The 25,583-nt window shown below is 68.2% G+C and carries 25 protein-coding genes, 3 tRNA genes, 1 other RNA gene and 1 pseudogene; 14 read left to right on the plus strand and 16 right to left on the minus strand.

All coding sequences use genetic code 11. The features are described 5' to 3' along the window. Positions 1-21 precede the first annotated feature (21 nt). A complete protein-coding gene (gene aceE, locus ACFUCU_RS01210; protein WP_377970146.1) occupies positions 22-2,775 on the minus strand; it encodes a pyruvate dehydrogenase (acetyl-transferring), homodimeric type in 2,754 nt (917 codons plus the stop codon). Positions 2,776-3,182: 407 nt separating this feature from the next. Here aceE and ACFUCU_RS01215 point away from each other — a divergent pair, with 407 nt between their 5' ends. The 5 genes from ACFUCU_RS01215 (at position 3,183) to ACFUCU_RS01235 (ending at position 5,692) form a co-directional block, all read left to right on the plus strand. After that, positions 3,183-3,602, plus strand: a complete 420-nt coding sequence (locus ACFUCU_RS01215; protein WP_290257565.1) for a DUF3052 domain-containing protein — start codon at positions 3,183-3,185, stop codon at positions 3,600-3,602. Continuing rightward, entirely contained in the window at positions 3,599-4,159 is a 561-nt protein-coding gene (locus ACFUCU_RS01220) for a peroxiredoxin (RefSeq protein ID WP_377970148.1), read from the plus strand. Before ACFUCU_RS01215 ends, ACFUCU_RS01220 begins: the two co-directional genes overlap by 4 nt. Then, positions 4,156-5,076 (plus strand): NAD-dependent protein deacetylase, encoded by a 921-nt coding sequence (locus ACFUCU_RS01225; protein WP_377970150.1) that lies wholly within the window; start codon positions 4,156-4,158, stop codon positions 5,074-5,076. The genes ACFUCU_RS01220 and ACFUCU_RS01225 overlap by 4 nt, the downstream gene beginning before the upstream one ends. A gap of 100 nt (positions 5,077-5,176) precedes the next feature. Continuing rightward, positions 5,177-5,252: transfer RNA gene (locus ACFUCU_RS01230), tRNA-Val, on the plus strand. A 149-nt stretch (positions 5,253-5,401) separates the two neighbouring features. Then, the gene (locus tag ACFUCU_RS01235) at positions 5,402-5,692 is read left to right on the plus strand and encodes a hypothetical protein (RefSeq protein ID WP_290257568.1); all 291 of its coding nucleotides are present in this window, start codon (positions 5,402-5,404) and stop codon (positions 5,690-5,692) included. A gap of 178 nt (positions 5,693-5,870) precedes the next feature. Here ACFUCU_RS01235 and ACFUCU_RS01240 read toward each other — a convergent pair whose 3' ends face one another. After that, entirely contained in the window at positions 5,871-6,599 is a 729-nt protein-coding gene (locus ACFUCU_RS01240) for a FadR/GntR family transcriptional regulator (RefSeq protein ID WP_377970152.1), read from the minus strand. A gap of 136 nt (positions 6,600-6,735) precedes the next feature. Between ACFUCU_RS01240 and gndA the strand changes: the two genes are divergently transcribed. Beyond that, a complete protein-coding gene (gene gndA, locus ACFUCU_RS01245) occupies positions 6,736-8,172 on the plus strand; it encodes an NADP-dependent phosphogluconate dehydrogenase (RefSeq protein WP_377970154.1) in 1,437 nt (478 codons plus the stop codon). 61 nt (positions 8,173-8,233) lie between these two features. Here gndA and epsC read toward each other — a convergent pair whose 3' ends face one another. From epsC to msrA, 3 genes are all read right to left on the minus strand, one after another. Further along, positions 8,234-8,818: a serine O-acetyltransferase EpsC gene (gene epsC / locus ACFUCU_RS01250; RefSeq protein ID WP_290257571.1), complete on the minus strand. Its 585-nt coding sequence runs from the start codon at positions 8,816-8,818 to the stop codon at positions 8,234-8,236. Positions 8,819-8,851: 33 nt separating this feature from the next. Next, positions 8,852-9,787 carry a cysteine synthase A gene (gene cysK, locus ACFUCU_RS01255; protein ID WP_364135082.1) on the minus strand — a complete coding sequence of 312 codons (936 nt, stop codon included), beginning with the start codon at positions 9,785-9,787 and terminating at the stop codon, positions 8,852-8,854. A gap of 67 nt (positions 9,788-9,854) precedes the next feature. Continuing rightward, a complete protein-coding gene (gene msrA / locus ACFUCU_RS01260; protein ID WP_290257574.1) occupies positions 9,855-10,436 on the minus strand; it encodes a peptide-methionine (S)-S-oxide reductase MsrA in 582 nt (193 codons plus the stop codon). Between the two features lie 118 nt (positions 10,437-10,554). Between msrA and ACFUCU_RS01265 the strand changes: the two genes are divergently transcribed. Both ACFUCU_RS01265 and ACFUCU_RS01270 read left to right on the plus strand, forming a co-directional pair. After that, positions 10,555-11,553, plus strand: coding sequence for a Nif3-like dinuclear metal center hexameric protein (locus ACFUCU_RS01265; RefSeq protein ID WP_377970156.1), 999 nt, complete (start codon positions 10,555-10,557; stop codon positions 11,551-11,553). A gap of 143 nt (positions 11,554-11,696) precedes the next feature. Then, entirely contained in the window at positions 11,697-12,434 is a 738-nt protein-coding gene (locus tag ACFUCU_RS01270) for a zinc ribbon domain-containing protein (protein WP_290257578.1), read from the plus strand. A 7-nt stretch (positions 12,435-12,441) separates the two neighbouring features. Here the strand turns inward: ACFUCU_RS01270 and ACFUCU_RS01275 are convergent, their stop codons facing one another. Both ACFUCU_RS01275 and ACFUCU_RS01280 read right to left on the minus strand, forming a co-directional pair. Continuing rightward, positions 12,442-13,206, minus strand: a complete 765-nt coding sequence (locus ACFUCU_RS01275) for a YaaA family protein (RefSeq protein ID WP_377970159.1) — start codon at positions 13,204-13,206, stop codon at positions 12,442-12,444. Positions 13,207-13,287: 81 nt separating this feature from the next. Then, on the minus strand, positions 13,288-14,118 hold the full coding sequence (locus tag ACFUCU_RS01280; RefSeq protein ID WP_290257879.1) for a slipin family protein: 831 nt from the start codon (positions 14,116-14,118) through the stop codon (positions 13,288-13,290). A gap of 110 nt (positions 14,119-14,228) precedes the next feature. Here ACFUCU_RS01280 and rnpB point away from each other — a divergent pair. Next, positions 14,229-14,622: RNase P RNA component class A (gene rnpB, locus ACFUCU_RS01285), an RNA gene on the plus strand. A 75-nt stretch (positions 14,623-14,697) separates the two neighbouring features. Here rnpB and ACFUCU_RS01290 read toward each other — a convergent pair. Next, positions 14,698-14,844 carry a hypothetical protein gene (locus ACFUCU_RS01290; protein WP_290257580.1) on the minus strand — a complete coding sequence of 49 codons (147 nt, stop codon included), beginning with the start codon at positions 14,842-14,844 and terminating at the stop codon, positions 14,698-14,700. Between the two features lie 279 nt (positions 14,845-15,123). Here ACFUCU_RS01290 and ACFUCU_RS01295 point away from each other — a divergent pair, with 279 nt between their 5' ends. The 3 genes and pseudogenes from ACFUCU_RS01295 to ACFUCU_RS01305 all read left to right on the plus strand — a co-directional run. Further along, entirely contained in the window at positions 15,124-16,617 is a 1,494-nt protein-coding gene (locus ACFUCU_RS01295) for a glyceraldehyde-3-phosphate dehydrogenase (RefSeq protein ID WP_377970161.1), read from the plus strand. A gap of 71 nt (positions 16,618-16,688) precedes the next feature. Next, positions 16,689-16,898 carry a hypothetical protein gene (locus ACFUCU_RS01300; RefSeq protein ID WP_290257583.1) on the plus strand — a complete coding sequence of 70 codons (210 nt, stop codon included), beginning with the start codon at positions 16,689-16,691 and terminating at the stop codon, positions 16,896-16,898. A 123-nt stretch (positions 16,899-17,021) separates the two neighbouring features. Then, positions 17,022-17,804: pseudogene (locus ACFUCU_RS01305) on the plus strand (HNH endonuclease family protein); the annotation flags it as partial. Positions 17,805-17,834: 30 nt separating this feature from the next. Here ACFUCU_RS01305 and ACFUCU_RS01310 read toward each other — a convergent pair. The 5 genes from ACFUCU_RS01310 to orn form a co-directional block, all read right to left on the minus strand. After that, positions 17,835-18,806 carry a 1-phosphofructokinase family hexose kinase gene (locus tag ACFUCU_RS01310; RefSeq protein ID WP_377970163.1) on the minus strand — a complete coding sequence of 324 codons (972 nt, stop codon included), beginning with the start codon at positions 18,804-18,806 and terminating at the stop codon, positions 17,835-17,837. A 49-nt stretch (positions 18,807-18,855) separates the two neighbouring features. Then, the gene (gene def / locus ACFUCU_RS01315) at positions 18,856-19,428 is read right to left on the minus strand and encodes a peptide deformylase (protein WP_377970164.1); all 573 of its coding nucleotides are present in this window, start codon (positions 19,426-19,428) and stop codon (positions 18,856-18,858) included. Between the two features lie 54 nt (positions 19,429-19,482). Continuing rightward, a complete protein-coding gene (locus ACFUCU_RS01320) occupies positions 19,483-20,637 on the minus strand; it encodes an acyl-CoA dehydrogenase family protein (protein WP_377970166.1) in 1,155 nt (384 codons plus the stop codon). A 101-nt stretch (positions 20,638-20,738) separates the two neighbouring features. Then, a tRNA-His gene (locus tag ACFUCU_RS01325) sits at positions 20,739-20,811 on the minus strand. A 130-nt stretch (positions 20,812-20,941) separates the two neighbouring features. Continuing rightward, positions 20,942-21,646 carry an oligoribonuclease gene (gene orn, locus ACFUCU_RS01330; protein WP_377970168.1) on the minus strand — a complete coding sequence of 235 codons (705 nt, stop codon included), beginning with the start codon at positions 21,644-21,646 and terminating at the stop codon, positions 20,942-20,944. Between the two features lie 155 nt (positions 21,647-21,801). On the opposite strand from orn, the gene mptB reads away from it, so the two are divergent. Then, positions 21,802-23,379 (plus strand): polyprenol phosphomannose-dependent alpha 1,6 mannosyltransferase MptB, encoded by a 1,578-nt coding sequence (mptB, locus tag ACFUCU_RS01335; protein ID WP_364135120.1) that lies wholly within the window; start codon positions 21,802-21,804, stop codon positions 23,377-23,379. A 34-nt stretch (positions 23,380-23,413) separates the two neighbouring features. On the opposite strand, the gene ACFUCU_RS01340 is transcribed toward mptB, so the two are convergent. The 3 genes from ACFUCU_RS01340 to ACFUCU_RS01350 all read right to left on the minus strand — a co-directional run bounded on the left by ACFUCU_RS01340 (position 23,414) and on the right by ACFUCU_RS01350 (position 24,908). After that, a complete protein-coding gene (locus ACFUCU_RS01340) occupies positions 23,414-24,109 on the minus strand; it encodes a DNA alkylation repair protein (protein ID WP_377970170.1) in 696 nt (231 codons plus the stop codon). A gap of 68 nt (positions 24,110-24,177) precedes the next feature. Beyond that, positions 24,178-24,651, minus strand: coding sequence for a lipopolysaccharide assembly LapA domain-containing protein (locus ACFUCU_RS01345; RefSeq protein ID WP_377970172.1), 474 nt, complete (start codon positions 24,649-24,651; stop codon positions 24,178-24,180). A gap of 184 nt (positions 24,652-24,835) precedes the next feature. Next, positions 24,836-24,908 (minus strand) — tRNA-Arg (locus ACFUCU_RS01350). Positions 24,909-25,067: 159 nt separating this feature from the next. Here ACFUCU_RS01350 and ACFUCU_RS01355 point away from each other — a divergent pair. Then, a complete protein-coding gene (locus tag ACFUCU_RS01355; RefSeq protein WP_364135129.1) occupies positions 25,068-25,574 on the plus strand; it encodes a single-stranded DNA-binding protein in 507 nt (168 codons plus the stop codon). Positions 25,575-25,583: the final 9 nt, after the last annotated feature.

Here is a 25,583-nt window from a genome sequence, read left to right on the forward strand (position 1 = left end):
TCCGGTCCGGCCGGGTGACTCCTAGGAGTCGCCGCCCGCGTTGCCGGTGGTGCCGGCATTGACGTTGAGCAGCCGGTACTTCTCGATCGCCTGGGCCGGGGCCTGCGCATCAACCTCGCCGCGGCGGGCGAGCATCTGCAGCGAGCGGACAACGATCGAGTGCACGTCGTTCTTGAAGAAGCGGCGTGCCGCGGCGCGGGTGTCGGAGAAGCCGAAGCCGTCGGCGCCGAGCGAGGCGAACTCGTTCGGGACGAACTGCCGGATCTGGTCCGGGACGGCCTTCATGTAGTCCGAGACCGCGACGATCGGGCCTGTGGCGCCGGCGAGCTGTTCGGTGACGAACGGCACGCGGGCCGGCTGGCCCGGGTTGAGGAAGGCATCTTCCTCGGCGGCCATGGCGTCGCGGCGCAGCTCGGTCCAGGACGTGACGGACCAGACGTCGGCGGAAACGCCCCAGTCCTCGGCCAGCACACGCTGGGCCTCAAGGGCCCACGGCACGGACACGCCGGAGGCGAGGATCTGCGTGCGGGGGCCGTCGATCTTGGCCGGCGCCAGCAGGTAGATGCCCTTGACGATGCCTTCGACGTCGAGCTCGGCGGGGGCCGCCGGCTGCGAGATCGGCTCGTTGTAAACCGTCAGGTAGTACATGACGTTCCGCGACGGGTCGTTATCGGCAGGGCCGGGGCCGTACATCCGGTTCAGGCCGTCACGCATGATGACGCCGATCTCGTAGCCGTAGGCGGGGTCGTACGTGACGACAGCCGGGTTGGTGGCGGCGAGGATCGGGGAGTGGCCGTCGGCGTGCTGCAGGCCTTCGCCGGTCAGCGTGGTGCGGCCGGCGGTGGCGCCGATGATGAACCCGCGGGTCATCTGGTCGGCGGCGGCCCAGAAGGAGTCGCCGGTGCGCTGGAAGCCGAACATCGAGTAGAAGACGTAGATCGGGATCAGCGGCTCGCCGTGGGTGGCGTAGGAGGTGCCGGCGGCGGTGAAGGCCGCGACCGAACCTGCCTCGTTGATGCCGGCGTGCACGATCTGGCCGGCGATCGACTCCTTGTACGCGAGGACCAGGTCGCGGTCCACGGACAAGTAGTTCTGGCCGTTCGGGTTGTAGATCTTCGCGGTCGGGAAGAACGCGTCGATGCCGAAGGTGCGGGCCTCGTCCGGGATGATCGGCACGATCCGGGAACCGAATTCCTTGTCCCGCATCAGGTCCTTGAGCAGACGGACGAACGCCATGGTGGTGGCGGCCAGCTGCTTGCCGGAGCCGCGGTTGGCGACCTCGTACGCCTTGTCGCCGGGCAGGGTGACGTCGGTGTGCTTGGACCGGCGCTCGGGCACGAAACCGCCCAGGGCCTGGCGGCGCTCCATCAGGTACTTGATCTCCGGAGAGTCGGCACCCGGGTGGTAGTACGGCGGCTGGTACGGGTCGGCTTCGAGCTGCTCGTCCGTGATCGGGATGCGCAGGTGGTCGCGGAAGGCCTTCAGGTCCGCCAGGGTGAGCTTCTTCATCTGGTGGGTCGCGTTGCGGCCCTCGAAGTGGGTGCCCAGGCCGTAGCCCTTGACCGTGTGGGCCAGGATGACCGTCGGCTTGCCCTTGAACCCGGTGGCGGCCTTGTACGCGGCGTAGACCTTGTTGTAGTCGTGGCCGCCGCGCTTGAGGTTCCAGATTTCCTGGTCCGTCATGTCCGCGACCATGTCCTTGGTCTGCGGGGTCTTGCCGAAGAAGTGCTCGCGGACGAAGCCGCCGGACTCGGCCTTGTAGGTCTGGTAGTCGCCGTCGACCGTCTCGTTCATGATCTTCACGAGCGAGCCGTCGTCGTCCTTTGCCAGCAGGTTGTCCCACTCGCGGCCCCAGACGACCTTGATGACGTTCCAGCCGGCGCCGCGGAAGAAGGCCTCGAGTTCCTGCATGATCTTGCCGTTGCCGCGGACCGGGCCGTCGAGGCGCTGCAGGTTGCAGTTGATGACGAAGTTGAGGTTGTCCAGCTTGTCGTTCGCGGCGAGCTGGAGCAGGCCGCGGGATTCCGGCTCATCCATTTCGCCGTCGCCCAGGAACGCCCAGACCTGCTGGTCGGAGGTGTCCTTGATGCCGCGGTTGTGCAGGTAGCGGTTCGACTGTGCCTGGTAGATGGCGTTCATCGGGCCGATGCCCATGGAGACGGTGGGGAACTCCCAGAACTCCGGCATCAGGCGCGGGTGCGGGTAGCTGGAGAGCGCGTGGCCCTCCTTGGACTTCTCCTGGCGGAAGCCGTCGAGGTCTTCCTCGCTCAGCCGGCCCTCGAGGAAGGCGCGGGCGTACATGCCGGGGGAGGCGTGGCCCTGGAAGAAAACCTGGTCGCCACCGCCCGGGTGGTCTTTGCCGCGGAAGAAGTGGTTGAAGCCGACCTCGTAGAGGGTCGCGGCACCGGCGTAGGTGGAAATGTGGCCGCCGACGCCGATTTCGGGCCGCTGCGAGCGGTGCACCATGATCGCGGCGTTCCAGCGCAGCCAGGCGCGGTACTTGCGTTCGATTTCCTCATCGCCGGGGAACGGGGCTTCCTGGTCCACCGGGATGGTGTTGACGTAGTCCGTGGTGGTCACCATCGGCACGCCCACGCTTTGGGCGCCGGCCCGCTGAAGCAGGCTGCGCATGATGTACTGGGCACGCTCCGTGCCCTGTTCCTGAATCAGGGTGTCCAGGGACTCCAGCCATTCGGCGGTCTCTTCCGGATCACGATCAGGCAGCTGGTTAGTCAACCCGCTGAGGATATGGGAGGTATCTTCTCCTGCAGCCACGTCCAACCTCTCTTTGAGCGCATTCACCGGCACCCTCAGCTCCGGGCAGGGTGACTGCCTGGCGTGAACGCGACGTGTGCGACATATCGGTAACAGCAGCCCGGTCCTGTACGCCGGGCTTGGTCCAATCACAACCAGGCCTGACAGTGGGAGCGGTCGGTTGTCCGCGCAGGCATGGTCGTCATCAGCCACTCTAGCCTTGCGCGTCCGCGGATGCGTAGCCGCCGCCGCCCCGGTGTGACGCAGAATATGGCGGATCGCGGGGCCCACAGCTTGAAGCGGACGCACAAAGGGTGTTGGCTTGGAGTAATGGAAATCACTAGCACCAAGGAATGTGTCACTATCGGACACAGCGGGCATTCTGCCGGCAGGCACCAACAGACGCATCAACAGCATAGGAGCAGCACGTGAGCGAGGCCGACGCCGCCACTTCGGTAAATGTGGCGGAAAGATTGGGTTTCAAGAACGGGGATCTGATTCAGGAGTTCGGTTACGACGACGACGTCGACTTCGACTTGCGTGATGACATCGAGGACCTCACCGGGTCCGAGATCTTCGACGAGGACGACCACGAGGTGGTCGACGCGGCCATCCTCTGGTGGCGCGACGGTGACGGTGACCTGGTGGACACGCTGGTGGACTCCCTGACCTCCCTGACGGACGGCGGTGTGGTCTGGGTGCTGACCCCGAAGAAGGGCCGCACCGGCTATGTCTCGCCCTCGGAACTGCAGGAAGCGGCGCCCACCGCCGGCCTGCACTGCACCACCTCCGCCGGCGTCTCCCAGGACTGGAGCGCCACCCGGCTGGTGACCCGGAAGAACAAGTGACCGGTTCCGCGCCGGTGCAGGCTCCCGCCCCGGAGGCCGGCACCGTGCCCGCCGTCGGGCAGCCGGCACCGGACTTCGAGCTGGTGAACCAGTTCGGGGAACCCGTCCGGCTCTCCGAACTGCGCGGCCGCAACGTGGTGCTGGTGTTCTTCCCGTTCGCCTTCTCCGGCATCTGCACGGGCGAACTGTGCGAACTGCGGGACAACCTTGCCGTCTTCGAGGACGCCGACGCCGTGGTTTTGGGCATCTCGGTGGACAGCAAGTTCGCCCAGCGCGCCTACGCCGAGAAGGAGGGCTACAGCTTCGACCTGCTGGCGGACTTCTGGCCGCACGGAGCGGTGGCGGAGCGGTACGGGGTGTTCGACCCGGAGAGCGGCATGGCCCTGCGCGGGACGTTCATCATCGACGCGGCCGGCACTGTCCGGTACGTCGTGGTCAATCCCCGGGGCCAGGCGCGTGACTTCGCCGGTTACCGGGCGGCCCTCGCGGAACTGTCCGGCGGTTCCCCCGCCCCCTCCACGGACCCGTCCTACAGCCGGGGACCGGAAACGGCATGAGGCAGCGGCGGCCCGGGGTGGGGATGACGGGATTTGCGAGCCTGCCCCCCGTCACGCCCGCGGAGCCGGCCCGCGACGAGCTCAAGGTCCTGCAGGAGATCCACGGGGTCCTCGCCGGGAAACGCTTCGCGTTGCTTACCGGCGCCGGTCTCAGCACCGACTCGGGCATCCCCGACTACCGCGGCCCCGGCGCGGCGCCGCGCGCGCCCATGACATACCAGGAGTTCATCGGTTCGCCGGATAACCGGCAGCGCTATTGGGCCCGGAACCACATCGGCTGGTCCCACCTCCGCCGGGCCGACCCCAACGACGGCCACACGGCCGTGGCCCGGATGGAGCAGCGCGGGCTGCTCACCGGCCTGATCACCCAGAACGTGGACCGGCTGCACGAGGACGCCGGCAGCCGGAACGTCGTGGACCTGCACGGCCGCTTCGACCGGGTGGTGTGCCTGGCCTGCGGCCGCAGCTACAGCCGGACCCTGCTGGCCGGGGTGCTGGAGGAACTCAACCCCGGATTCCTCGACGCCGCCCTCGCCGGCGGCGTGGTGGAGGCCGCCCCGGACGCGGACGCCACCGTGGAGGACGAGGCGCTGATCAGCGAGTTCGTTGTCGCGATCTGCCCGGCCTGCGGCGGCACCCTGAAACCCGACTTCGTCTACTTCGGCGAGAACGTGCCCAAGGACCGGGTGGAGCGTTCCTACGCCATAGTGGACTCCGCCGGCGCGCTGCTGGTGGCCGGTTCCTCGCTGACCGTGATGAGCGGGCTGCGCTTCGTCCGCCACGCCGTCAAGCAGGGCAAGGAGGTCGTGATCATCAACCGCGGCCAGACCCGCGGCGACGACCTGGCGACCATCAAGCTGGAGGCCGGCGTCAGCGAGTCCCTGACCTGGCTCGAGGCCGAGCTCCCCGCCCTCTGACCCGGCGTTCCGTGACCGCACCGATTGGCGCAGGAGCCCGCGTTTCGGGTAAGGTCAATGTTCGTTGGTTGACGTGCCGAGGCGCGGAAACCGGCGTGATGGGTCTTTAGCTCAGCTGGTAGAGCGCCACGTTTACACCGTGGATGTCATCGGTTCGATCCCGGTAGGACCCACCATCATGAACCCCGTCGCGGGAGCCGAAAGGCAGCCGCGGCGGGGTTTTTCTTTGCCTGCGGTCCGGCCCGGGGGACCGGTGGAGGTCAGGCCGTAAACCACGGCGGCCGGTCCCGGATAAATGTCGGTGCCTGGCCATAGCGTCAGCGGCATGGAACACGTACTCGTCACAGCCGGCCCGGACGGGCGCCCCCACACCGTGATCCGCGGCGGCCGGGAATGGATCATCGGCGCGGACCCGGTCCGCTGGTTCGAGCGGGTGAGCTGGTGGGAGGCCGAGCGGCGGATGCCGCGGGGCCTCGGCCGGGTGGACGTGGAGGTCTGGCAGGTCCAGGCGCGGCTGGGCCGCAATGCCGGATCGGCGCTGACCACCATGGAACTGATCCGCGACGGCCTCGGCGGCGGGTGGCGGCTCAGGGACCTGGTGGCCGACGCGGCGTGAGGCCCTGTTCCGGGCCGAATTCCGGGCATTGGAAAAGCCCTCCACCGCGGCTATTGGGGGATGCCGCGGTGGAGGGCTTGAGAAAAAGATACCGGAAATGAGACGAAATGTGAAACTGAAAGCGGTTGAATTAGCCCAGTGTCGGGACTAATTCGGGAGGCCAGTCACCGGCTCCGGATCAGGCGGGCCGGACGGGGACGAAAACCCGGGGCTGGTCCCGCCAGCTCGGCTCCATGTCCGCGATGGTCTCGTGCATGATCTTGTCCGAGGCCTCCCGCGCCGCCGGCCCGTTGCCGGTGGCGATGGCCTCCGCGACATCCACGTGCCACTGCAGCGCGTAGGTCTGCGGATGGTCGGGCATGAGCCCGTGCATGGTCCGCCCGGTCAGCGTTTCCGCCACCTGCCCCACAAGGTTGGCGAACATCTCGTTCCCGGACCCCGTGAGCAGCAGCGAATGGAACCTGATGTCGAGGTCCAGGAACCTCGGGACGTCCCCGGCCACGCCCGCTTCCCGCATGGCGTGGGAGATTTCCACCAGCTCGCTGCGGATGTCATCGGGTGCGTTGGCCGCGGCCAGCTCGGCTGCGACGGGTTCCACCGCCGTGCGCAGCTCCGCGAGCGAGCGGAGCTGGGCGCCCCGCCCCTCGCCGGCCAGGCGCCACCGGATCACCGACGGGTCGAAGGGGTTCCAGCGGTTGGCCGGCAGCACCCGGATTCCCACCCGCTTGATAGTCTCGACCAGGCCGAGGGACTGCAGCACCCGGACCGCCTCGCGGACCACGGAGCGGGAGACCTTGAGTTCGTCCTCCAGGTGCTCGGCGAGCATCACATGGCCGGTCGGGAGCTCGCCCCTGACAATCCGGGTTCCCAGATGCTCGATGGCTTGATGGTGGAGGCTGGTCGACATAGTCGTAAGCATAGTGGCGTGCCCGTCACAGGAGCCGCGAACGGGCGCGGTCCCGGCCGAAAATCATAGACTGTCTAAGAGGCGCCGTCTTCGGCCAGCCAACTGCACTCGTTGCACCCAATGAATTGGAGATTTGATGTCAGCACACATCGGTGTCACCGGCCTTGCGGTGATGGGGGCAAACCTCGCCCGTAACCTCGCCCGTAACGGCTTCACGGTCGCCCTCCACAACCGCTCGGTGGAAAAGACCGACGCGCTCCTTGAGAAGCACGGCTCCGAGGGCGACTTCGTCCGGACCGAAACGCTGCAGGAACTCGTTGACTCGCTGGAGAAGCCCCGCCGCGTCCTGATCATGGTCAAGGCCGGCAAGCCGGTCGACTCCGTCATCGAACAGCTTGAGCCGCTGCTCGAACCCGGCGACATCATCATCGACGCCGGCAACTCGCACTATGAGGACACCCGCCGCCGCGAGGCCGCCCTCGCCAAGAAGGACCTGCACTTCGTCGGCATCGGCGTCTCCGGCGGCGAGGAGGGTGCCCTCAACGGACCCTCGATCATGCCCGGCGGCTCCAAGGAGTCCTACGAGGCCCTTGGCCCGCTCCTGGAGAAGATCTCCGCCCACGTGGACGGCCAGCCCTGCTGCGCCTGGATCGGCACCGACGGCGCCGGCCACTTCGTCAAGATGGTCCACAACGGCATCGAGTACGCCGACATGCAGGTCATCGGCGAGGCCTTCGACCTGCTCCGCTCCGGCGCGGGCATCGAACCGGCCGAGCAGTCCAAGATCTTCGCCGAATGGAACAAGGGCGACCTTGCCTCCTTCCTGATTGAAATCTCCGCCGAGGTCCTGGGCCACGTCGACGCCAAAACCGGCAAGCCGTTCGTCGACGTCGTCGTGGACGCCGCCGGCCAGAAGGGCACCGGCCGCTGGACGGTCATCTCCGCCCTGGAGCTGGGATCCCCGGTCTCCGGCATCGCCGAGTCCGTCTTCGCCCGGGCGCTGTCTTCCCAGGCCGGCCAGCGGAAGCTGGCCCAGGAGCTGCTCGCCGGGGGAGAGGCCGACGTCGAGGTCCCCGAGACCTTTGTAGAGGACGTACGCCAGGCGCTCTACGCCTCCAAGCTGGTCTCCTACGCGCAGGGCCTGGACATGCTCACCTCCGCCGCGAAGGAATACGGCTGGGAGCTGAAGCTGGATGAGATCGCCTCCCTGTGGCGGGGCGGCTGCATCATCCGCGCCGAACTGCTCAAGGACATCACCAAGGCGTACTCCGCCGATGAGAAGCCGGCCAACCTGCTCTTCGCCCCTGCGTTCACCGCCGCGATCGCCGACGCCCTGCCGGCGTGGCGCCGCGTGGTGGCCACCGCGGTGCAGCTGGGCATCCCGGTGCCGGTGTTCTCCTCCTCGCTGGCCTACTACGACGGCCTGCGCCGCAAGCGCCTGCCGGCCGCCGTGATCCAGGGCCAGCGCGACCTGTTCGGCGCCCACACCTACGGGCGCGTCGACTCCGAGGGCACGTTCCACACCCTGTGGGGCGAGGACAAGTCCGAGGTTGAGGCCGTGGACACCCACTAGCGCTTAAACGGCTGCGGCCGCCGTCCCGGGAGTCCGGGGCGGCGGCCGCAGTGGTTTAACCCTAGATGCGGTATTCGATCAGGTACTCGGCCGGGTCGACGGCCTTCTTGGTCTCGCGCTGGGCGTCGCGGTGCCGCCAGGTGGCGGGCACGCCGGTCAGGATCGATTCGGCCGGGGCGTCTTTGACCACGACGGCGTTCGCGCCAATGGCGCTGTCCCGGCCGATGGTGATAGGGCCCAGGACCTTGGCGCCGGCGCCGATCACGACGCGGTCCTCGATGGTGGGGTGCCGCTTGATCTTCGCCAGCGAGCGACCACCGAGGGTGACGCCGTGGTAGATCATCACGTCTTCGCCGATTTCCGCCGTCTCGCCAATCACCACGCCCATGCCGTGGTCAATGAAGAACCGCCGGCCGATCGTGGCGCCCGGATGGATCTCGATGCCGGTCATGAACCGGGCCAGTTGGGAGATCAGCCGCGCCGGGAACCGCAGCGACGGGTTCTGCCACAAGCGGTGGGTGAGCCGGTGGGCCCAGATTGCGTGCAGCCCCGAGTAGGCGAAGAAGTTTTCGAAAGAGCCTCGCGCCGCCGGGTCGTGGGACCGGGCGGTGTCGAGGTCTTCCTTGAGTCGTGCGAAAAAGCCCACAAAATTCTTTCTGAGAATGCGGCCGCGTTAGGGTCAGCCGCGGATGTCGTCGTACAGCACGGTGGAGATGTAGCGCTCCCCGAAATCGCAGACCACGGCAACGATCAGCTTACCGGCGTTCTCCGGCCGCTTGGCCAGTTCCAGCGCGGCCCAGACGATCGCACCGGAGGAGATGCCGCCGAGGATGCCTTCCTTGACGCCGAGGTCCCGGGCCACCCGGACGGAGTCCTCGAGGGAGGCGTCGATGACCTCGTCGTAGATGGTGGTGTCGAGGATCTCGGGGACGAAGTTCGCGCCCAGGCCCTGGATCTTGTGCGGGCCGGGGGCGCCGCCGTTGAGGATGGGGGAGTCCTTGGGTTCGACGGCGACGATCTGCACGCCGGGCTTGCGCTCCTTGAGGACCTGGCCGACGCCGGTGACGGTTCCGCCGGTGCCGACGCCGGCGACGAAGATGTCCACCTTGCCGTCGGTGTCCTCCCAGACCTCCTCGGCCGTGGTGCGGCGGTGGACGGCGGGGTTGGCCTCGTTGGCGAACTGCTGGGCCCAGATGGAGTTCTCGGTGTTGGCGACGATCTCCTGCGCCTTTTCGACGGCGCCGCGCATGCCCTCGGAACCTGGCGTCAGGACGATCTCGGCACCGTAGGCGCGCAGCATGACGCGGCGCTCGGTGGACATGGTCTCCGGCATGGTGAGGATGACCTTGTAGCCGCGGGCCGCGCCGACCATGGCCAGGGCGATGCCGGTGTTGCCGGAGGTGCCCTCGACGATCGTGCCGCCGGGCTTGAGGGCGCCGGACTTCTCCGCGGCGTCGATGATGGCGACGCCGATCCGGTCCTTGACGCTGTTGGCCGGGTTGTAGAACTCCAGCTTCACGGCCACGGTTGCGTCCAGGCCCTCGGACAGCCGGTTCAGGCGGACCAGCGGGGTGCCGCCGACAAGCTGGGTTACGTCGTCATAGATTCGTGCCATGGGGAAATGTGCCTATCTGTGAGGAGGGAATTCTAGGGTCAGCTTATTGAGGGCGCGAGAAGCCCGGCTAAGCATTAAGCCATGCGGAGTAATATTTCCTTGCCTTCGCCAGCTTCGGGTTGATAATCACCTGGCAGTAGCCCTGGTCCGGGTTCTTCGCGAAGTAATCCTGGTGGAAATCCTCCGCCACGTGGAAGACCGGCAACCGGCTGACCTCGGTGACGATCGGGTTGGCCCACAGCTCCTGGTTCCGCTCGATGGCCTCCTCGAACAGGATCTTCTCCTCCGTGGTCTCGTAGAACATGGACGAGCGGTACTGCGTGCCGACGTCGTACCCCTGCCGGTTCAGCGTGGTGGGATCGTGCAGGGCGAAGAACATGTCCAGGATGACCTCCGCCGGGATGACGGATTCGTCGAAGCTGACCGCCACCACTTCCGCGTGGCCGGTGGTCCCGGAGCAGACCGAGTAGTAGTCGGGGTTTCGGTCGTGACCGCCGGTGTAGCCCGAGACCACCGAGGTCACGCCTCGGGTCTTCTGGTACACGGCGTCCAGGCACCAGAAGCAGCCGCCACCCAGCACAAAGGTCCGTTCGCTGCTGCCGTTCACGACGTCGGTGTCCACGCGTTCTCCTGTCTTGGTTTCCTGCATGCTGTTCCTTTCGGCCCGTGCGGGATCGTCCGTACGGGATCCTCCTTGTTCAATGGATGAACCGTCCGGATCATTCCCGCAGGGCGTCCCGGACGGTCAATAGGGTAAGAATGTGGGTATGGAACCAGAGGATACGGACGCTTCAGCCCCGCCCGCCGGCCCCGCCCCGGACGATGCCGCTCCCACGGGAAGCACCGGGAACACCCCTGACACAGCAGGAACCGCCGACGCCGGGACAGCCCGCCACGAGGGCACCGATGAGACCGCCGATGCCGGGGACAACGGCGCCACCCTCGGCGCCGTCCAGGTGGCCGTCGAGGAACTCTGGCCCGAATCCCTGGCCGAAGGCTGGGACGAGGTGGGCCTGGTGGCCGGACACCCGTCCGCGCCGGTCACCCGCGTGCTCTTCGCCGTCGACCCCACCCTCGAAGTGATCGAGGAGGCCGTGGAGTGGGGAGCGGAACTGCTCATCACCCACCACCCCCTGCTGCTCAAGGGCGTGACCTCGGTGGCGGCCAACACGCCCAAGGGCCGGGCGGTGCACCGCCTGATCGAAACCGGTACCGCGCTGCTGACCGTGCACACCAACGGCGACTCCGCCGTGGGAGGTGTCTCCGACGTGCTGGCTGACGCGCTCGGCCTGCAGGACGTCCAGCCCCTGACCCAGGCGGCGAACGGGCTCCCCGAGGAAGGCATCGGACGGGTCGGCGACCTCGCCGACGTCGAGACCCTGGGTGACTTCGCCGCCCGTGTCTTCGGCATCCTGCCCGCCGTCGCCGGCGGTGTCCGCGTCTCCGGCGACCGCGACGGCCTGGTGCGCCGGGTGGCGGTTTGCGGCGGGGCCGGCGACTCGCTCTTCGATCAGGTGCGGGCCAGCAACGCCGACGTCTATGTCACCGCCGACTTGCGCCACCACCCTGCCTCCGAGGCCCGCGAGGCCGCGCTTAACGACCGCCCCTACCTGATCGACGTCTCGCACTTCGCCAGCGAATGGCTCTGGCTCCCTGCGGCGGCCGAGGCGCTGGGTAACGTCCTGGCGGACCAGGGCCACGACGTCGAGATCCGGGTCAGCACCACCAACAGCGACCCGTGGGACTTCATCCTCACTCCCGGCTGAGTCCGGCTGAGGTCTGCGTTGGTCTGCGTTGGGCCTGGCATGCGTGGAGCCCCGGGTGAGCGCAGGGCATGCCACGCGCTAGAGTCGAGGGAGCGCCGTTCAGGTGCCCGGCACGGCCGGACGACAGACACTCGGAGGAAACAGTGGCCAAGGCAGCCCCGGCGGAACAGATGAAGTTACTCGAGCTGCAGGCGCTCGACGCGAAACTGAAGTCACTCTCCAACCGCCGCCGCAGCCTCGAAGGCGACTCCCGCATCACCGACCTGGAGGCCGCCCTGGGCGTGGCCAACGGTGAGCTCGGCGCGGCGAAGGTGGCCGTCGCCGACGCGGAACTGGAGCTCAAACGCGCCGAGGCAGACGTCGAGCAGGTGGCCTCCCGGATCACCCGCGACGAGGCCCGGCTGAACAGCGGGACCGGTCTGTCCAAGGACCTGGTGGCCCTGCAGAAGGACATCGCGTCCCTGAACAAGCGCCGCTCGGACCTGGAGGACGTGGAGCTCGAAGTCCTGGAGCGGCTGGATGCTCTGCGCCTGCGCCAGGCGGAGCAGCAGCAGATTGTCGACGACATCCAGGGCTCGTTCGCCGGCATCCGCGCCGAGATCGACGAGAAGCTCGCCGAGGTTGCCGCGGAACACACCGTGGTCCGCGGGCAGCGGGCAGAGTTTGCGGCAGGCCTGGACGAGGGCATGCTGGCGATCTACGAAAAGACTTTGGCCAAACGCGGCGTCGGCGCCGCCCGGCTGTTCCACGGCACCTCGGAGGGCTCCGGCATGCAGCTGAGCCCCGGCGACCTGGCCGAGATCAAGGCCGCCGCGGAGGACGACATCGTCTTCTGCCCTGACTCCGGCTGCATCCTGGTCCGCTCCGCCGAATGGGCCTGACGGCGGCCTAGCCCGGCAGGAGCAGGTTCAGCGTGTGCGGCTTCCGGGCCGTACCGGGGACCAGTTCCGCCGGCCACTTCTCGGCCGCCGCCTTCTGCAGCTGCGCGGGGGTCTGCGGAGCCCTGCCGCGCCGGGTCAGCAGGTGCCGGGCCAGCTCGCCGCGGGTGTGCTTGGCGAAGTGGCTGACCACCTTGCGCACCCCGTTGACCTCGGCGAACACATTCACGGCAACGGTACGCTCCGGCGGCGGGGCCCAGGCGGCCGCGTAGGTGCTGGAGCGGCAGTCCACCAGGAGCTCGCCGTCGGTCTCCCCGGCCAAAGCTGCGGTGATCTGCGGTTTCCAGTAGGAGGCCAGGCGCCCGATTCCGGGGAGCGCCGTGCCCATCGAGAGCCGGTAGGCCGGCACCCGGTCGCCGAACCGGATGGCGCCCCAAAGCGCGGAGACCACCAGCACGGACGCGTCGGCCTTCTTCCGCTGCGCCGGGGTCAGCGAAGAGTAGCCCAGGGCGTCGTAGAGCACCCCGGAGTAGACCTGGTGGGCGGGCGCGGCGGGCTCGGCGTGCAGCCTGGTGTTGCGTTCGACGTCGGCGCTCAGCGAGGCTCCTACACCCAGCAGCGATAAGGCGTCCTCGTGCGCACTGACCGTGCCGAGGGCCTCCAGCACCTGCGCCCGCCCGTCGTTCAGGGCGGGAAAACTCAGCGACGAGGGGTCGACGGCGTCGCCGCGGCTTGCGGGGGTCTTACCCTCGGAGGGCGGGAGCAGAATCAGCACCGTACGATCCTACCGGCGCGGCTTCGTCACCCGGATCCGGCCTGGTGACGGCTGCCGGGCCTCGTGAAGGTGGTGGCGCGCCTAGCTGGGCGGGGGAGGGGCCGGCGGCGTGGCTGCCGTCCGGGCGGCGGCCGCCGCGGCCTGGTTCTCCCGGGCGAGGAAGGCCGAGAGCTCTCCGATGGTGCTCATGAGAGGTGCCGGGAAGACGACCGTGGAGTTCTTGTCCACCGCGATCTCCACCAGAGACTGCAGGTTCCGCAGCTGCAGGGCGAGCGGGTGCTCCATCATCATGTCCGAGGCCTCGCCGAGGGCAGCGGCCGCGATCGATTCGCCCTCGGCGGCGATGATCTTGGCCCGCTTCTCCCGCTCCGCCTCGGCCTGCCGGGCCATGGCCCGCTTCATGCTCTCGGGCAGCTGGATGTCCTTGAGCTCCACCAGGGTCACCTCGACGCCCCATTCCAGGGTCAGGGCGTCCAGGATCTCCCGGATATCCCCGTTGATGCGCTCGGTCTCGGAGAGCGTTTGGTCCAGGCTGTGCCGGCCCACCACCTTACGGAGCGTGGTCTGGGCGATCTGGTTGATGGCGGCGGCGACGTTCTCGATCGCGACGACGGACTTCACGGCGTCGATGACGCGGTAATAGGCGACAGCGGAGATATCCACGCTGACGTTGTCCTGGGTGATGATCCCCTGGGACTGGATGGGCATGGTCACGATCCGGAGGCTGACCAGCTGCAGCCGGTCGACGACCGGGATGATGAAGCGCAGCCCCGGCATCCGCACGCCGATTACCCGGCCCAGGCGGAAGAGAACGCCGTGCTCATACTGACGGACGATCCTGATCGAGGAACGGGCGGCGATCAGCACGAGGACGGCGACGATCAGCCATATGACGACGGCGGTGAAGTCCATCCGGATCGCTTCCTTGGACGGTGGGGTGCCTGTTTCCATTCTCCCACCGGCCGGGGCGGAAGGATCCGGGGCGAACGGCCTGCCGGCCAGACCGTAGAATGGTCAGCGGATGGGTTGACCAGGCGGCCGCGCGTCACGCAAGTGACTCGAGGAACGTCCGGGCTCCGCAGGGCAGGGTGGTGGGTAACGCCCACTCGGGGTAACCCGCAGGCCAGTGCCACAGAGAACAGACCGCCCGGGGCGGCGCCGTGTTTGCACGGTTCCGCGGCCGGGTAAGGGTGAAACGGTGGTGTAAGAGACCACCAGCTTCCCGGGTGACCGGGAAGGCTAGGTAAACCCCACCCGGAGCAAGGCCAGACAGGACACGTTTGAGGGCTGCCCGCCCGAGTGTCCGGGTAGGCTGCTGGAGGGCGTCGGCAACGGCGTTCGTAGATGGATGGCCGCTATTCCCGTGCCGGCAACGGCCCGGGACCACAGAACCCGGCGTATCGGTCAACCCATCCCACGACTTAGAGCAGGACAACGGCTGAGGGCCGGCACCATGCGGTGCCGGCCCTCAGCCGTTGGTGGACGTGCGGGTCAGGCTTTGCGTTTGATCCAGCCCCACACGGCGGTGGCGACCAGGAGGACCAGGCCGATGATGGCCAGCCACAGCAGGCCCTTCACCACGAAGCCAAGGATCGAGAGGATGAGCCAGATGACAAGAAGTGCAACGATGAGTCCCATGCCGCCATCCTAGGCCAGTGGTGCCGGGAAACCCCGGCAATCCGATGTGAGTGATTTCACCCTGTACCGGCCGGTAGGGGGAGGGGGTCCGCCCTAGAATGGAGCGTGAACGTAGAGGTTCAGCCATCGGGTCTGCGTTCGCAGCCGGTGGCTTTTTCTTTGCGGTCACGCGCTCGCCGGGGTGGACCGAATCCCCGCAGCGAGAAGGTTCCGGAGACCCGCCGGCGGCCGACTTCCGCACACGAGGACGTATGCGGTGGATTTTAGGAAGGTAGTTCTGTGAGCCAGACGTCAGATTCTTGTCTTGATACGTGGATGGGCCGGGAGGCGCTCGCCGAGGCCATGATTCCGGTGATCGGCCGGCTGTACCGCGAAAACAACGTGGTGACCTCCATTCACGGCCGGAGCCTGATCAACAAGTCCACCATGAACATCCTGAAGGCGCACCGCTTCGCCCGCCGGATGAGCAAGGAGGAACTCCGCCTCGAGGAGACCGCCCCGCTGCTGGACGCGCTCACCAAGCTGGATCTCGGCGCCGCGGCCATCGACATCGCCCGCCTGACCGAAAAGTACCGCGCCGAGGGCGACGGCGTCAGCCTGGACGAGTTCCTCCGCGAAGAACTCGCCGAGGTTGTCGGCAAGCGCGGCGGCGATGACCGCACCAGCACCGACGTCGTGCTCTACGGCTTTGGCCGCATCGGACGCCTCCTGGCCCGCCTCCTGATCGAAAAGGCCGGCGGCGGCCATGGCCTGCGCCTGCGTGCGATCGTGGTGCGCCGGGGCTCGGACAATGACCTGGCCAAGCGCGCCAGCCTGCTCCGCCGCGACTCCGTCCACGGCTCCTTCGAGGGCACCATCAAGGTTGACCTCGAGAACGACACCATCACCGCCAACGGCGTGCAGATCCAGGTCATCTACTCGGACAACCCCGCCACCGTCGACTACACCGCCTACGGCATCCACGATGCGCTGGTGGTCGACAACACCGGCCGCTGGCGTGACGCCGAGGGCCTCTCCCAGCACCTGCAGAGCAAGGGCGTGTCCCGGGTCCTGCTCACCGCACCGGGCAAGGGCGACCTGAAGAACATCGTGCACGGCATCAACCACGCCGCGATCACCGACGAGGACAAGATCGTCACCGCCGCGTCCTGCACCACCAACGCCATCACCCCGGTGCTGAAGGCGATCAACGACCGCTACGGCGTCATCCACGGCCACGTGGAGACCGTCCACTCCTTCACCAACGACCAGAACCTGATCGACAACTTCCACAAGGGCGACCGGCGCGGACGCTCAGCAGCGCTGAACATGGTCATCACCGAGACCGGTGCCGCCAAGGCCGTCGCCAAGGCCCTCCCCGAACTCCAGGGCAAGCTCACCGGCAACGCCATCCGCGTCCCCACCCCGGACGTCTCCATGGCCATCCTGAACCTGAACCTCGAGAACGGCACCACCAAGGACGAAGTCAACGACTACCTGCGTGAGATGTCGCTGCACTCCGAGCTGCGGAAGCAGATCGACTACATCGACTCTCCCGAGGTGGTCTCCACCGACTTCGTCGGCTCCCGCCGCGCCGGCATCGTGGACGGGCTCGCCACGATCTCCAACGACAAGAACCTCGTCCTCTACGTCTGGTATGACAACGAGTTCGGCTACAGCTGCCAGGTGGTCCGGGTCATGGAGGAAATGGCCGGGGTCAACCCGCCGTCGTTCCCCGCCAAGGACGCCGTCGCCACCCTTGAGGCCGCTGGCCTGCCCGTCGAGGTCGGCTAAGTCACCGACACGGAGCGCTTTCCCGGCCGGTTCTCTGGAAACGGCCGGGAAAGCGAACCACAATGGGAGCCATGGAACAGAACCAGGCTACGGAGCACGAAACCACCCTTGAACACGCCCTCGATGTGGCCCGGCGCAATGCCAAGGAAGCCAAGCGGCTCCTCGACGACGCCCGCGCCAAACGTGAAGCCGGCGAGATCGACGACGCCCGGGTCGCCCAGCTGGAGGCCCTGTCGAACCTCGCGGAGGAGGACCTCCGCCGCGTCACCCGCGAACAGTAGCCCGGTGCCCCGCGGGAGACCTTCCCTCCACACTGTGCATAACCGCGGCCCGGGGCGGGGAGCGGCCTAGGCTATTCCCGTGATGGAAAACCAGCGCCCGGCACCGGACCCCGCGGAGACCGCGTGAGCGTCACGTGGGCGCAGTACCGGAGGGCACGACGGCGGTCCCGCCAAGCGTGGATTGTCCTGGCGGCCGCCGCGCTGGCCGTCCTCCTGGCGCTGGTCTGGTTCTTTGCCGATGGCCAGTTCCGCTTCGGCGGCGGGTTCTCCGACGGGCCCTCGGACGCCCCGGTGGTGGCGGCGTGGATGACTCCCGTCGCCTCGGTGCGGGCGGTGCCGGCGGGCCGGGCCGCGGACCTGCTGGAATCACTGCCGGTCAGGATTCGGGATCCCGCCGCCAGTTATGACCGGGCGGCGTTTGAACAGGCGTGGCTCGACGTCGACCGGAACGGCTGCGACACCCGAAACGACATCCTGCGGAGGGACATGGCCGACGCCCGTTTCACGGACGGGTCCCGCTGCCGGATCGGGTCCGGCAGTTTTCGAGAGCCCTATACCGGCCGGCAGACCGCCTTCAGACGTGGGGCCGAGTCCAGCAAAGCCATCCAGATCGACCACGTCGTGGCGCTCGGCGACGCGTGGCAGACCGGCGCGCAGCAGCTCACTGCCCTGCAGCGCACACACCTCGCCAACGACCCGCTGAACCTGGTTGCTGCGGACGGCCCTGCCAACCAGGACAAAAGCTCCTCGGACGCCGCCGGCTGGCTCCCGCCCAACAAGGCCTTCCGCTGCCACTACGTCGCCCGCCAGGTCTCGGTGAAGGCGGCCTACGCCCTGTGGGTGACGGCGGCGGAAAAGGAGGCGATGCGGCGGGTGCTCGGAAGCTGCCCGGATCAATCGACCATCAGGCCAACCAACAATCCGGCCAACCCACCATCAGGCCAGGCTGAACTCCTGCCGGGCCAGTTCGGCTTCCAGCCGCTCGACGTCGTCCCGGTGGCAGAGCTCGGTGGCCGGGGTGGTGACCGTTGCGCTGCCCGCCGCGACGGCGGAGCGGAACGCGGCGGCGCTGTCCAGCCCTTGCGCCAGCCGCAGGACGAATGCCGCGAGGAAGCTGTCTCCGGCACCCACGGTGCTGCGGACCTCCACCTTCGGGACGGCCAGGCGCAGCGTCCCCGCCGCCGAGGCGAGTACGGCGCCGGCCCCGCCGAGGGTCAGAGCCACGTTCTCGGCGGAGCCGTCCGCCACCAGCGCGGCGGCGGCGTCGAGTTCGGCCTGCTCATCTTTCAGGGTGGCGCCGAAGTGCAGGCCCAATTCCCGCCGGCTGGGTTTGACCAGGAAGACGCCCTCGGCCAGGGCCGCGGCCAGGGCGGGACCTGAGGCGTCCACCACGCAGCGGGCGCCCTGCTCCCGGGCCAGGCGGGCGATCCGGGCGTAGAAGTCCTCAGGCACGCCCGGCGGCAGGCTGCCGCTGGCCACCACGTAGCCGCCGGGCTGGATGGCGTCGGCCACCAACCCCAGGCAGAGGCGCCATTCGGGTTCGCTGAGCTCGGGGCCCTGGAGGACGAAGCGGAATTGCTCGCCGCTGCCGGTCTCGTCCACGGTGAAGTCCTGCCGGGTGCTGCCCTGGATCGGGACCACCAGGGCGGGCAGCCGCTCCGCCTCGACCAGGCGGCGGTAGGCCTCGCCGGTGGGCCCGCCGGCGGTGTAGATGGCCAGGGGCCGGCCGCCGAGGCGCTGGACCACGCGGGCCACGTTGATGCCGCCGCCGCCAGGATCCAGGCGGCTGGGGCCGCAGCGCAGCTTATGGCCGCTGGTGACCTGCTCCGTGGTGGTGCTGACGTCCAGCGCCGGATTGATGGTGAGTGTCAGGATGGGCTTCGCCGGGGCGGGCAGAGTGGCTTCCATGCTGCCAAGCATAGGAGCGGCGGCCGCCGGTGTCCCGGGTCCTCTCCGGTTAGTGCCCGAAGGGGTCCGGGTCCACGCCGGGCATCCAGGTCAGGCCCGGGACGCCCCAGCCGCTATTCTTGGCCTGCTTCATCGCCTTGCGGGAGTACCGGTCGATCAGGCGATTGACGTACAGCTTGCCGTCGAGGTGGTCGAATTCGTGCTGCATGACCCGGGCGAACCAGCCCGTCGCCTCGAACTCGATCGGGTTGCCCTCGCCGTCGAAACCCTGCACGCGGGCCCATTCGGCCCGCTTGAGGGGGTAGTGGCCGCCCGGGAAGGACAGGCAGCCTTCCTCTTCCTCGTCGGGGTCGGGGAGCGCCCCGGAGACTTTGGAGAGGGTGAGGACCGGGTTGACCACGACACCGGAGGGCGGCGCGCCATCGTCGTTCTCGTACTTGTAGACGAAGAGGCGCTTGCCGACCCCCACCTGCGGGGCGGCCAGGCCGACGCCGTTGGCGGCGTCGTTGGTTTCGAACATGTCCGCGATCAGGGTCCGCAGCTCGTCGTCGAAGACCTCGACCTCGGCGGCCCGGCGGTGCAGCACGGGTTCGCCCCAGATGGTGATGGGCAGGACAGTCATGGCGCGGAGCTTCCTTTGGTGCGGGGGACGGAGTGGTGCGGGGGAGGGGACGGGTCAGCCGGCGATGCCGCGGCCGACGACGTCTCGCATGATCTCGTTGGTGCCGCCGAAGATGGTCAGCAGGCGGGCGGCGAGGAAGGCCTGCGCCACCGGGTATTCCATGATGTAGCCGTAGCCGCCGTGCAGCTGCAGGCAGCGGTCCGTGACGGACTTCGCCCGCTCGGAGGCCCACAGCTTCACCCGGGCGGCAGAGGACGCGTCGAGTTCCCCGGCGTTGAACGCGGTGATGGCCCGGTCCACGTAGGACTCGGTGACCTCGACCTCGGTGAGGATGTCGGCGAGTTCGAAGCGGCTGTTCTGGAAATCGATGATCCGCTCGCCGAAGGCGTTGCGGTCCTTCGTGTATCGCACGGTCGCCTCGTAGACGGCCCGGGCGACGGCGGAACCGGCGACGGCGATGCCCAGCCGGCCCTGCGGCAGCTGGCCGGCGCAGTAGCGCAGCCCCTGGCCCACCTCGCCGACCAGGTCGGCGTGCGGGACCCGGACGTTGTCGAAGAAGAGCTCGGCGGTGTCGGAGGCCTTCAGGCCCATCTTGTCGAGCTGGTTTCCGGTGGTGTAACCCTCGCCCTTGCGGACCATGAAGAGCGAGAAGGACTCGGCGCCGCCGCGGCCGCTCCCGCCGTCGGTGCGGGCGAGGACCAGGGCGGCGTCGCCGGAGATGCCGTTTCCGATGAACGTCTTCTGGCCGGTGATCAGCCAGTCATCGCCGTCGCGGACGGCCTTCGTGCGGACGCCGCGGAGGTCGGAGCCCGCGCCCGGCTCGGTCCAGGCCACGGAGGTGACGGTCTCGCCGGAAACCATGCCGGGCAGCCAGCGCTGCTTCAAATCCTCCGAGCCGTAGGCCAGCAGATGCGGCAGGACCATGTCGTCGTGCAGGTGGAAGGCCAGGCCCACGGCGAGGTGGTTGCTCTTGGCGAATTCCTCATCCAGCACGGCGCGGAACCGGTAGTCGGTCATGCCGAGGCCGCCGAACTCCTCGGGGACGGCGAGCCCCAGCAGGCCCTGTTCCCCGGCGGCGGTCCACAGCTCCCGCGGCATCATGTGGTCCCGGTCCCACTGCGCGTAATGCGGGGCCACGGCACGGACGTTGAACTCGGCCGCCATTTCGCGGAACATCTCATGGTCTTCTTCGAAGAGCTGGCGCCTCATCGCGGTTCCTTCCATGCGTTTTCGGGACAAACAGCAAAGGCCGCACCGGATATCCGGTGCGGCCTTTGGCAAGGTCGGACAATCGTGCCGTCCTCGGTGAGGGTGAGCGACGGGGGTTGAACCCGCGACCTCCTGGACCACAACCAGGCGCTCTGCCAACTGAGCTACGCCCACCATGTGCCTGTCAGGCGAACCGGCGAACCGGCCTTCCGGAAAGGCAACGACAAATAGCTTACCTGCTTCGCGGGGGTGCTTTTGCCAGTTTCGGCGATTTCATCGAAAAAAGGCCGAAACGTGAGGCAGATTACTCTGCCCGGGCACCCGCGGGGGACTCGTCCGGGGCGCCTCCGGGGTTCCCGGCGTCGTCCGCGGCGTCCGTCGGCGCGCTGCCGGGGGCGGCACCCGAGGTGGCCATGACGTCCTTGGCGATGCGCTGCGCGGTGGAGCTGTCCGGGCCGGGCGCCGGGACGAAGACGGCCTGCCGGTAGTAGCGGAGCTCGTCGATGGAGTCCTTGATGTCGCCGAGGGCGCGGTGGCCGCCGAGCTTGGCGGGGGACTGGAAGTAAGCGCGGGCGTACCAGCGGCGGGAGAGTTCCTTGATGGTGCTGACGTCGATCACCCGGTAGTGCAGGTGCTCAACCAGGTCCGGCATGTCCCGGACCAGGAAGACGCGGTCGGTGCCCACCGAGTTGCCGCCGAGCGGTGCTTTCTTCGGGTCCGGCACCCACTTCTTGATGTAGGCCAGCACCATTTCCTGCGCCTCGGCCATGGTCTTGCCGTGCGGGAGTTCCTCCAGCAGTCCGGAGCGGGTGTGCATGTCGCGCACGAAGTCGTTCATCTGGGCCAGGGCGGCGTCGTCCGGTTTGATGACGACGTCGACGCCGTCGCCGAGGATATTCAGTTCCGAGTCGGTCACCAGGGCCGCCACCTCGATCAGGGCGTCATTCTTGGTGTCCAGGCCGGTCATTTCGCAGTCGATCCACACGATGCGTTCATTAGATATAGGCACGCGCCCAGCCTACCGTTCCGCCGCCCCGGAGGGGCCCGGTGCTACGATTTTGGCAACGCGGCCGTCGGAATTTTTCCTCCGTGCGGCGTGCCCCTGACCGGCTTTCAGGCCACGAGTGGGCTCCACCAGCACTCGACAGATTGGACACCCCTGAGATGACGGCGCCTGTACCTGCGGCGGGGAAGACGGCTGCCGGTACGTCCCGGACATCCTCCGGGGCACCGTCAGCGGCGGCCCCGGCCGACGTGGACAACGCACGCTCACCCATCCTCTCCGGATTCCTGGGCTCGCTGTTCATGTTCGTCGGTTCCCTCGGCGTCGGCTGGCTGGCGCCGGTCTCCGAACTGCGCCGGCTGCCGCTCTTCATCTGGATGCGCACCGAGGCCGTGGGCGTCGGCATGTGCATCGTGCTGCTGGCGGTCGGCGGGATGCTGCTGGTGCGGGCGTGGCTGCGGCTGGGCCAGCGGGTCCGGCACTGGGGCGCCGGTGCGCGGAAGGCGACCATGACCGCCGTCGTCGCGTGGGGCCTGCCGATGATGTTCTCCGTGCCGCTCTTCAGCCGCGACGTCTATGCCTACATCGGCCAGGGCCGGCTGATGGTCGAGGGCTTCAACCCCTACGAGAACGGCATCTCCGCGCTCTCCAACTACTTCCAGCTCGGCGCGGACAAGATGTGGACCGAGGCGCCGGTGCCCTACGGCCAGCTATTCCTCTGGATTGAGCAGTTCGTCGTGTGGTCCACCAACGTCCAGCCGGAGGCCAGCATCATGCTGTTCCGGCTGGCCGCCCTCGTGGGGATCGTGCTCTGCATCATCTACGTCCCGAAGCTCGCGGAACTGCACGGGGTCAACCCGCACCGCGCCCTGTGGCTGACCGCCGCCAACCCGCTGTTCCTGACCAACTTCATCGCCAGCGTCCACAACGACGCGCTGATGATCGGCCTGGCCCTCGCCGGCCTTTACTACTGCGCCACCAAGCGGGTGCTGGTGGGTCTGGTCCTGGTGACGCTCTCGATTGCGGTCAAGCCGATCACGATCGTCTTCCTGCCCTTCATCGGGCTGCTGTGGGCCGGCAAGAACGCCGGGTGGCCGCGGAAGTTCGTGTTCTGGGCCCTGACCGCCGGGATCAGCGTGGGCCTGCTCTACGCCATGAGCGCCGTCAACGGCTTCGGCTTCGGCTGGATCAACGGCCTGTCCGCCCCCGGCAGCATCTGGATCTGGTACGCCCCGGTGGGCCTGGTCGGGCTGATCGTCGCCTCCATTTCCAACGCCTTCGGCCTCGACGGCTGGGGCCTGGCCAAGTACGTGTACGACGCCGGTAAGGTCCTGGCGCTGGGGATCGTGGCCTGGCAGATTTTCCGCGGCGACTACGACCGGCTGATGCGCCGCCTGACCCTGGCCTTCGCCGCCGTCGTGTTCCTCGCCCCGATGATCCAGTCCTGGTACGTGGTGTGGCTGATCCCGCTCTTCGCCGTCACCGGTATCCGCGACGACTGGCAGGTCAAGGCCCTGTACTTCATGGTCTCGTTCTTCATGGTCTACGCGATTTCCGACCAGCTGGAGGTCTTCCCGTACCTGCAGAGCCAGGACCTGGGCCTGGCGCTGGCCCTGGCCCGCAACGCCGCCGCGATCATCGCCCTGCTGTTCGCCCTCTACCTGATCTTCCTGGACCCCAAGACCAAGCAGCTGTTCAGCAAGCCGGACGAACCGGTCACCAGCCGGCCCGTCATCTGAGGCCGGTCACCTGAAGTCGGTCGCCTGAGACCGCTCATCTGATTCCGTCGGTTCTTCCCAGCTTCCTCAGCGCCTCGCGGCGGGAGAGGGGGCTCAGCCCGTCCCCGGCGCGGTCGACGAAACCCAGGACCCAGTCCGGATCCGTCGCGGAGAAGTCCCGCAACGCCCAGCCGATGGCCTTGCGGATGAAGAATTCGCGGTCGCCGAGGTTGGTCGTGATTACGTCCGCCAGTAACTCACGGTCCGTGGCGCCCTTGGCTCCCAGTTGGGCGGTGATGGAAGCACGGCGGATCCAGAGGTCCGCGTCCTGGCTCCACCGACGCAGCAGCGACCCCACCGTGGCGGGGTGGGCCAGGAGCAGGCCGCCCAGGCGGTGCGCCAGGGAATCGACCAGGTCCCACCAGGCGCCGTCGCGGATGATCTCCTCGTACAGGGGAAGCATGGCGAGCTCGTCCCGGGCCAGCCGTAAGCCGGTGAGTTCGATGGCCGCGAGCCGTTCCTCCCGCCAGCGGGCCTCGCGCCACAGCTCGGTCACGGCGGCGGTGAGTTCGGACAGCGACTGCGGCGGCAACCGCCGGGCGGCATTCCTGACGATGGCCCGGACCTCCGGGACCCGGACGCCCAGGGATGGCATCTCCGACTTCAGATACCGCTGGGCCGCCGCGCCGCGAACCGGATCTGCCGCGACATGCAGGGCAGCGCGGATGGTGGTGACGAGGCCTTCGGACATGCGGCAACTGTAGGGCAGTCCGGCCGGTCTGCGCTCCTGCCGTGCTTCCGGCTTAGCGCTTCCCAGGTTTAGCGTTCGCGGGTGCCCTGGCCGGCCAGGCGGGCGCGCTGGCGGTGCGCGGTCAGCCGGAGCTGGATGATGCGGGCGGCCCCGGCGATGGCTACCAGCACCCCGCCGCCGACGGCGGCGATGAACAGCGCCACCCCCAGCGGGACGGCTCCCGCCAGTCCGAAGTACTTGACCTGGACGTAGTCCTGGTTCTGCAGGATGAAGACGATCAGCAGGATCAGCACCACAAGGGCGACGGCTACGACGGTCCACACAATCCCGGCGCGGGTCACCTGGCGGGGCTCGTGCGTGGGCGCGGGTGCTGCCGTGGTGGCGGGGGCGGGCTCCGGCGTGGGAACCTCCGCGGGCGTCCGGGCGGGGGAGGACGTGGCCGCCGGGGCGTCCTCCCGGGGGAGTCCGGTGGTTGCGTGCTCCGGTGCCGCCGGGGTGTCGGCCTGGTCGTAGGAGTCGAATCCGCGGGGTGTCTGCGTCATGGCTGCCTTACTTTCGGTTATGGGCCGGGGCCCTGCCTCCATCTCTCTGGACTCAATACTAAGCCTGCTTATGGCTTGGGCGGGAGACGGCGCTCCGGAAGCTGAGCCGGGGAGCCCAAGAAGCGGCGGGAGCTTAAGCGGAACGGCCCCGGTCACGGATAGTCCGTGACCGGGGCCGTGCAGGCGCCCCAGGAGGGAATCGAACCCCCGACCGGCGGATTAGAAGGCCGCTGCTCTATCCCCTGAGCTACTGGGGCACGCGCGTGCCTATCGGCCGGAGCCGGGCACGCCTCAAGAAGTTTACCGTGCCACCGCGTCCCGTTTTCCACATAGCCCCGGTATGGACTGCCGTGTGCCGGACCCCGGTTGCAGAGTGGGAAGGACCAGCCAGCCTTCCCATGAGACAGGACATACCAATGAATGACAGCATCACCATCCGGGGCTTCGTCGCCACGGAGATTAAGAGTTCGACGACGCCCGGCGGCGTCGCCACCGCGTCCTTCCGGCTGGGTTCCACCGGACGGCGCTTCGACCGGGCGGCCAACGCCTGGGTGGACGGGACCACCAACTGGTTCACCGTGCAGGGCTACCGCCAGCTGGCCGGCAACATGGCCTGCAGTATCCGGAAAGGGCAGCCCGTCATCGTTGCCGGCAGGCTCAAGATCCGCACCTGGGAGTCGGAGGGCCGCATCCACCACGCCGTGGACATCGATGCCGACGCCATCGGTCACGACCTGTCGTGGGGCGCCGCCAACTTCACCCGCAATACCGGCGGGCAGCAGCAGCAGTCGGACGGGGCGGACCAGGGCGGGACTCCGGGAGCCGCCGGGCAGGGGAGCGCCGGCGACGGCGGAGCCGACGCCGCGGAGGAGTTGCCCGACTTCGACGAGGAAACCGGAGAGGTGAAGGAGGACGCCGCCTGAGGGCCTCGT

Origin of the sequence: Arthrobacter sp. NPDC057259 (assembly GCF_042668995.1) — a bacterium.
Classification (GTDB): Bacteria; Actinomycetota; Actinomycetes; order Actinomycetales; family Micrococcaceae; genus Arthrobacter.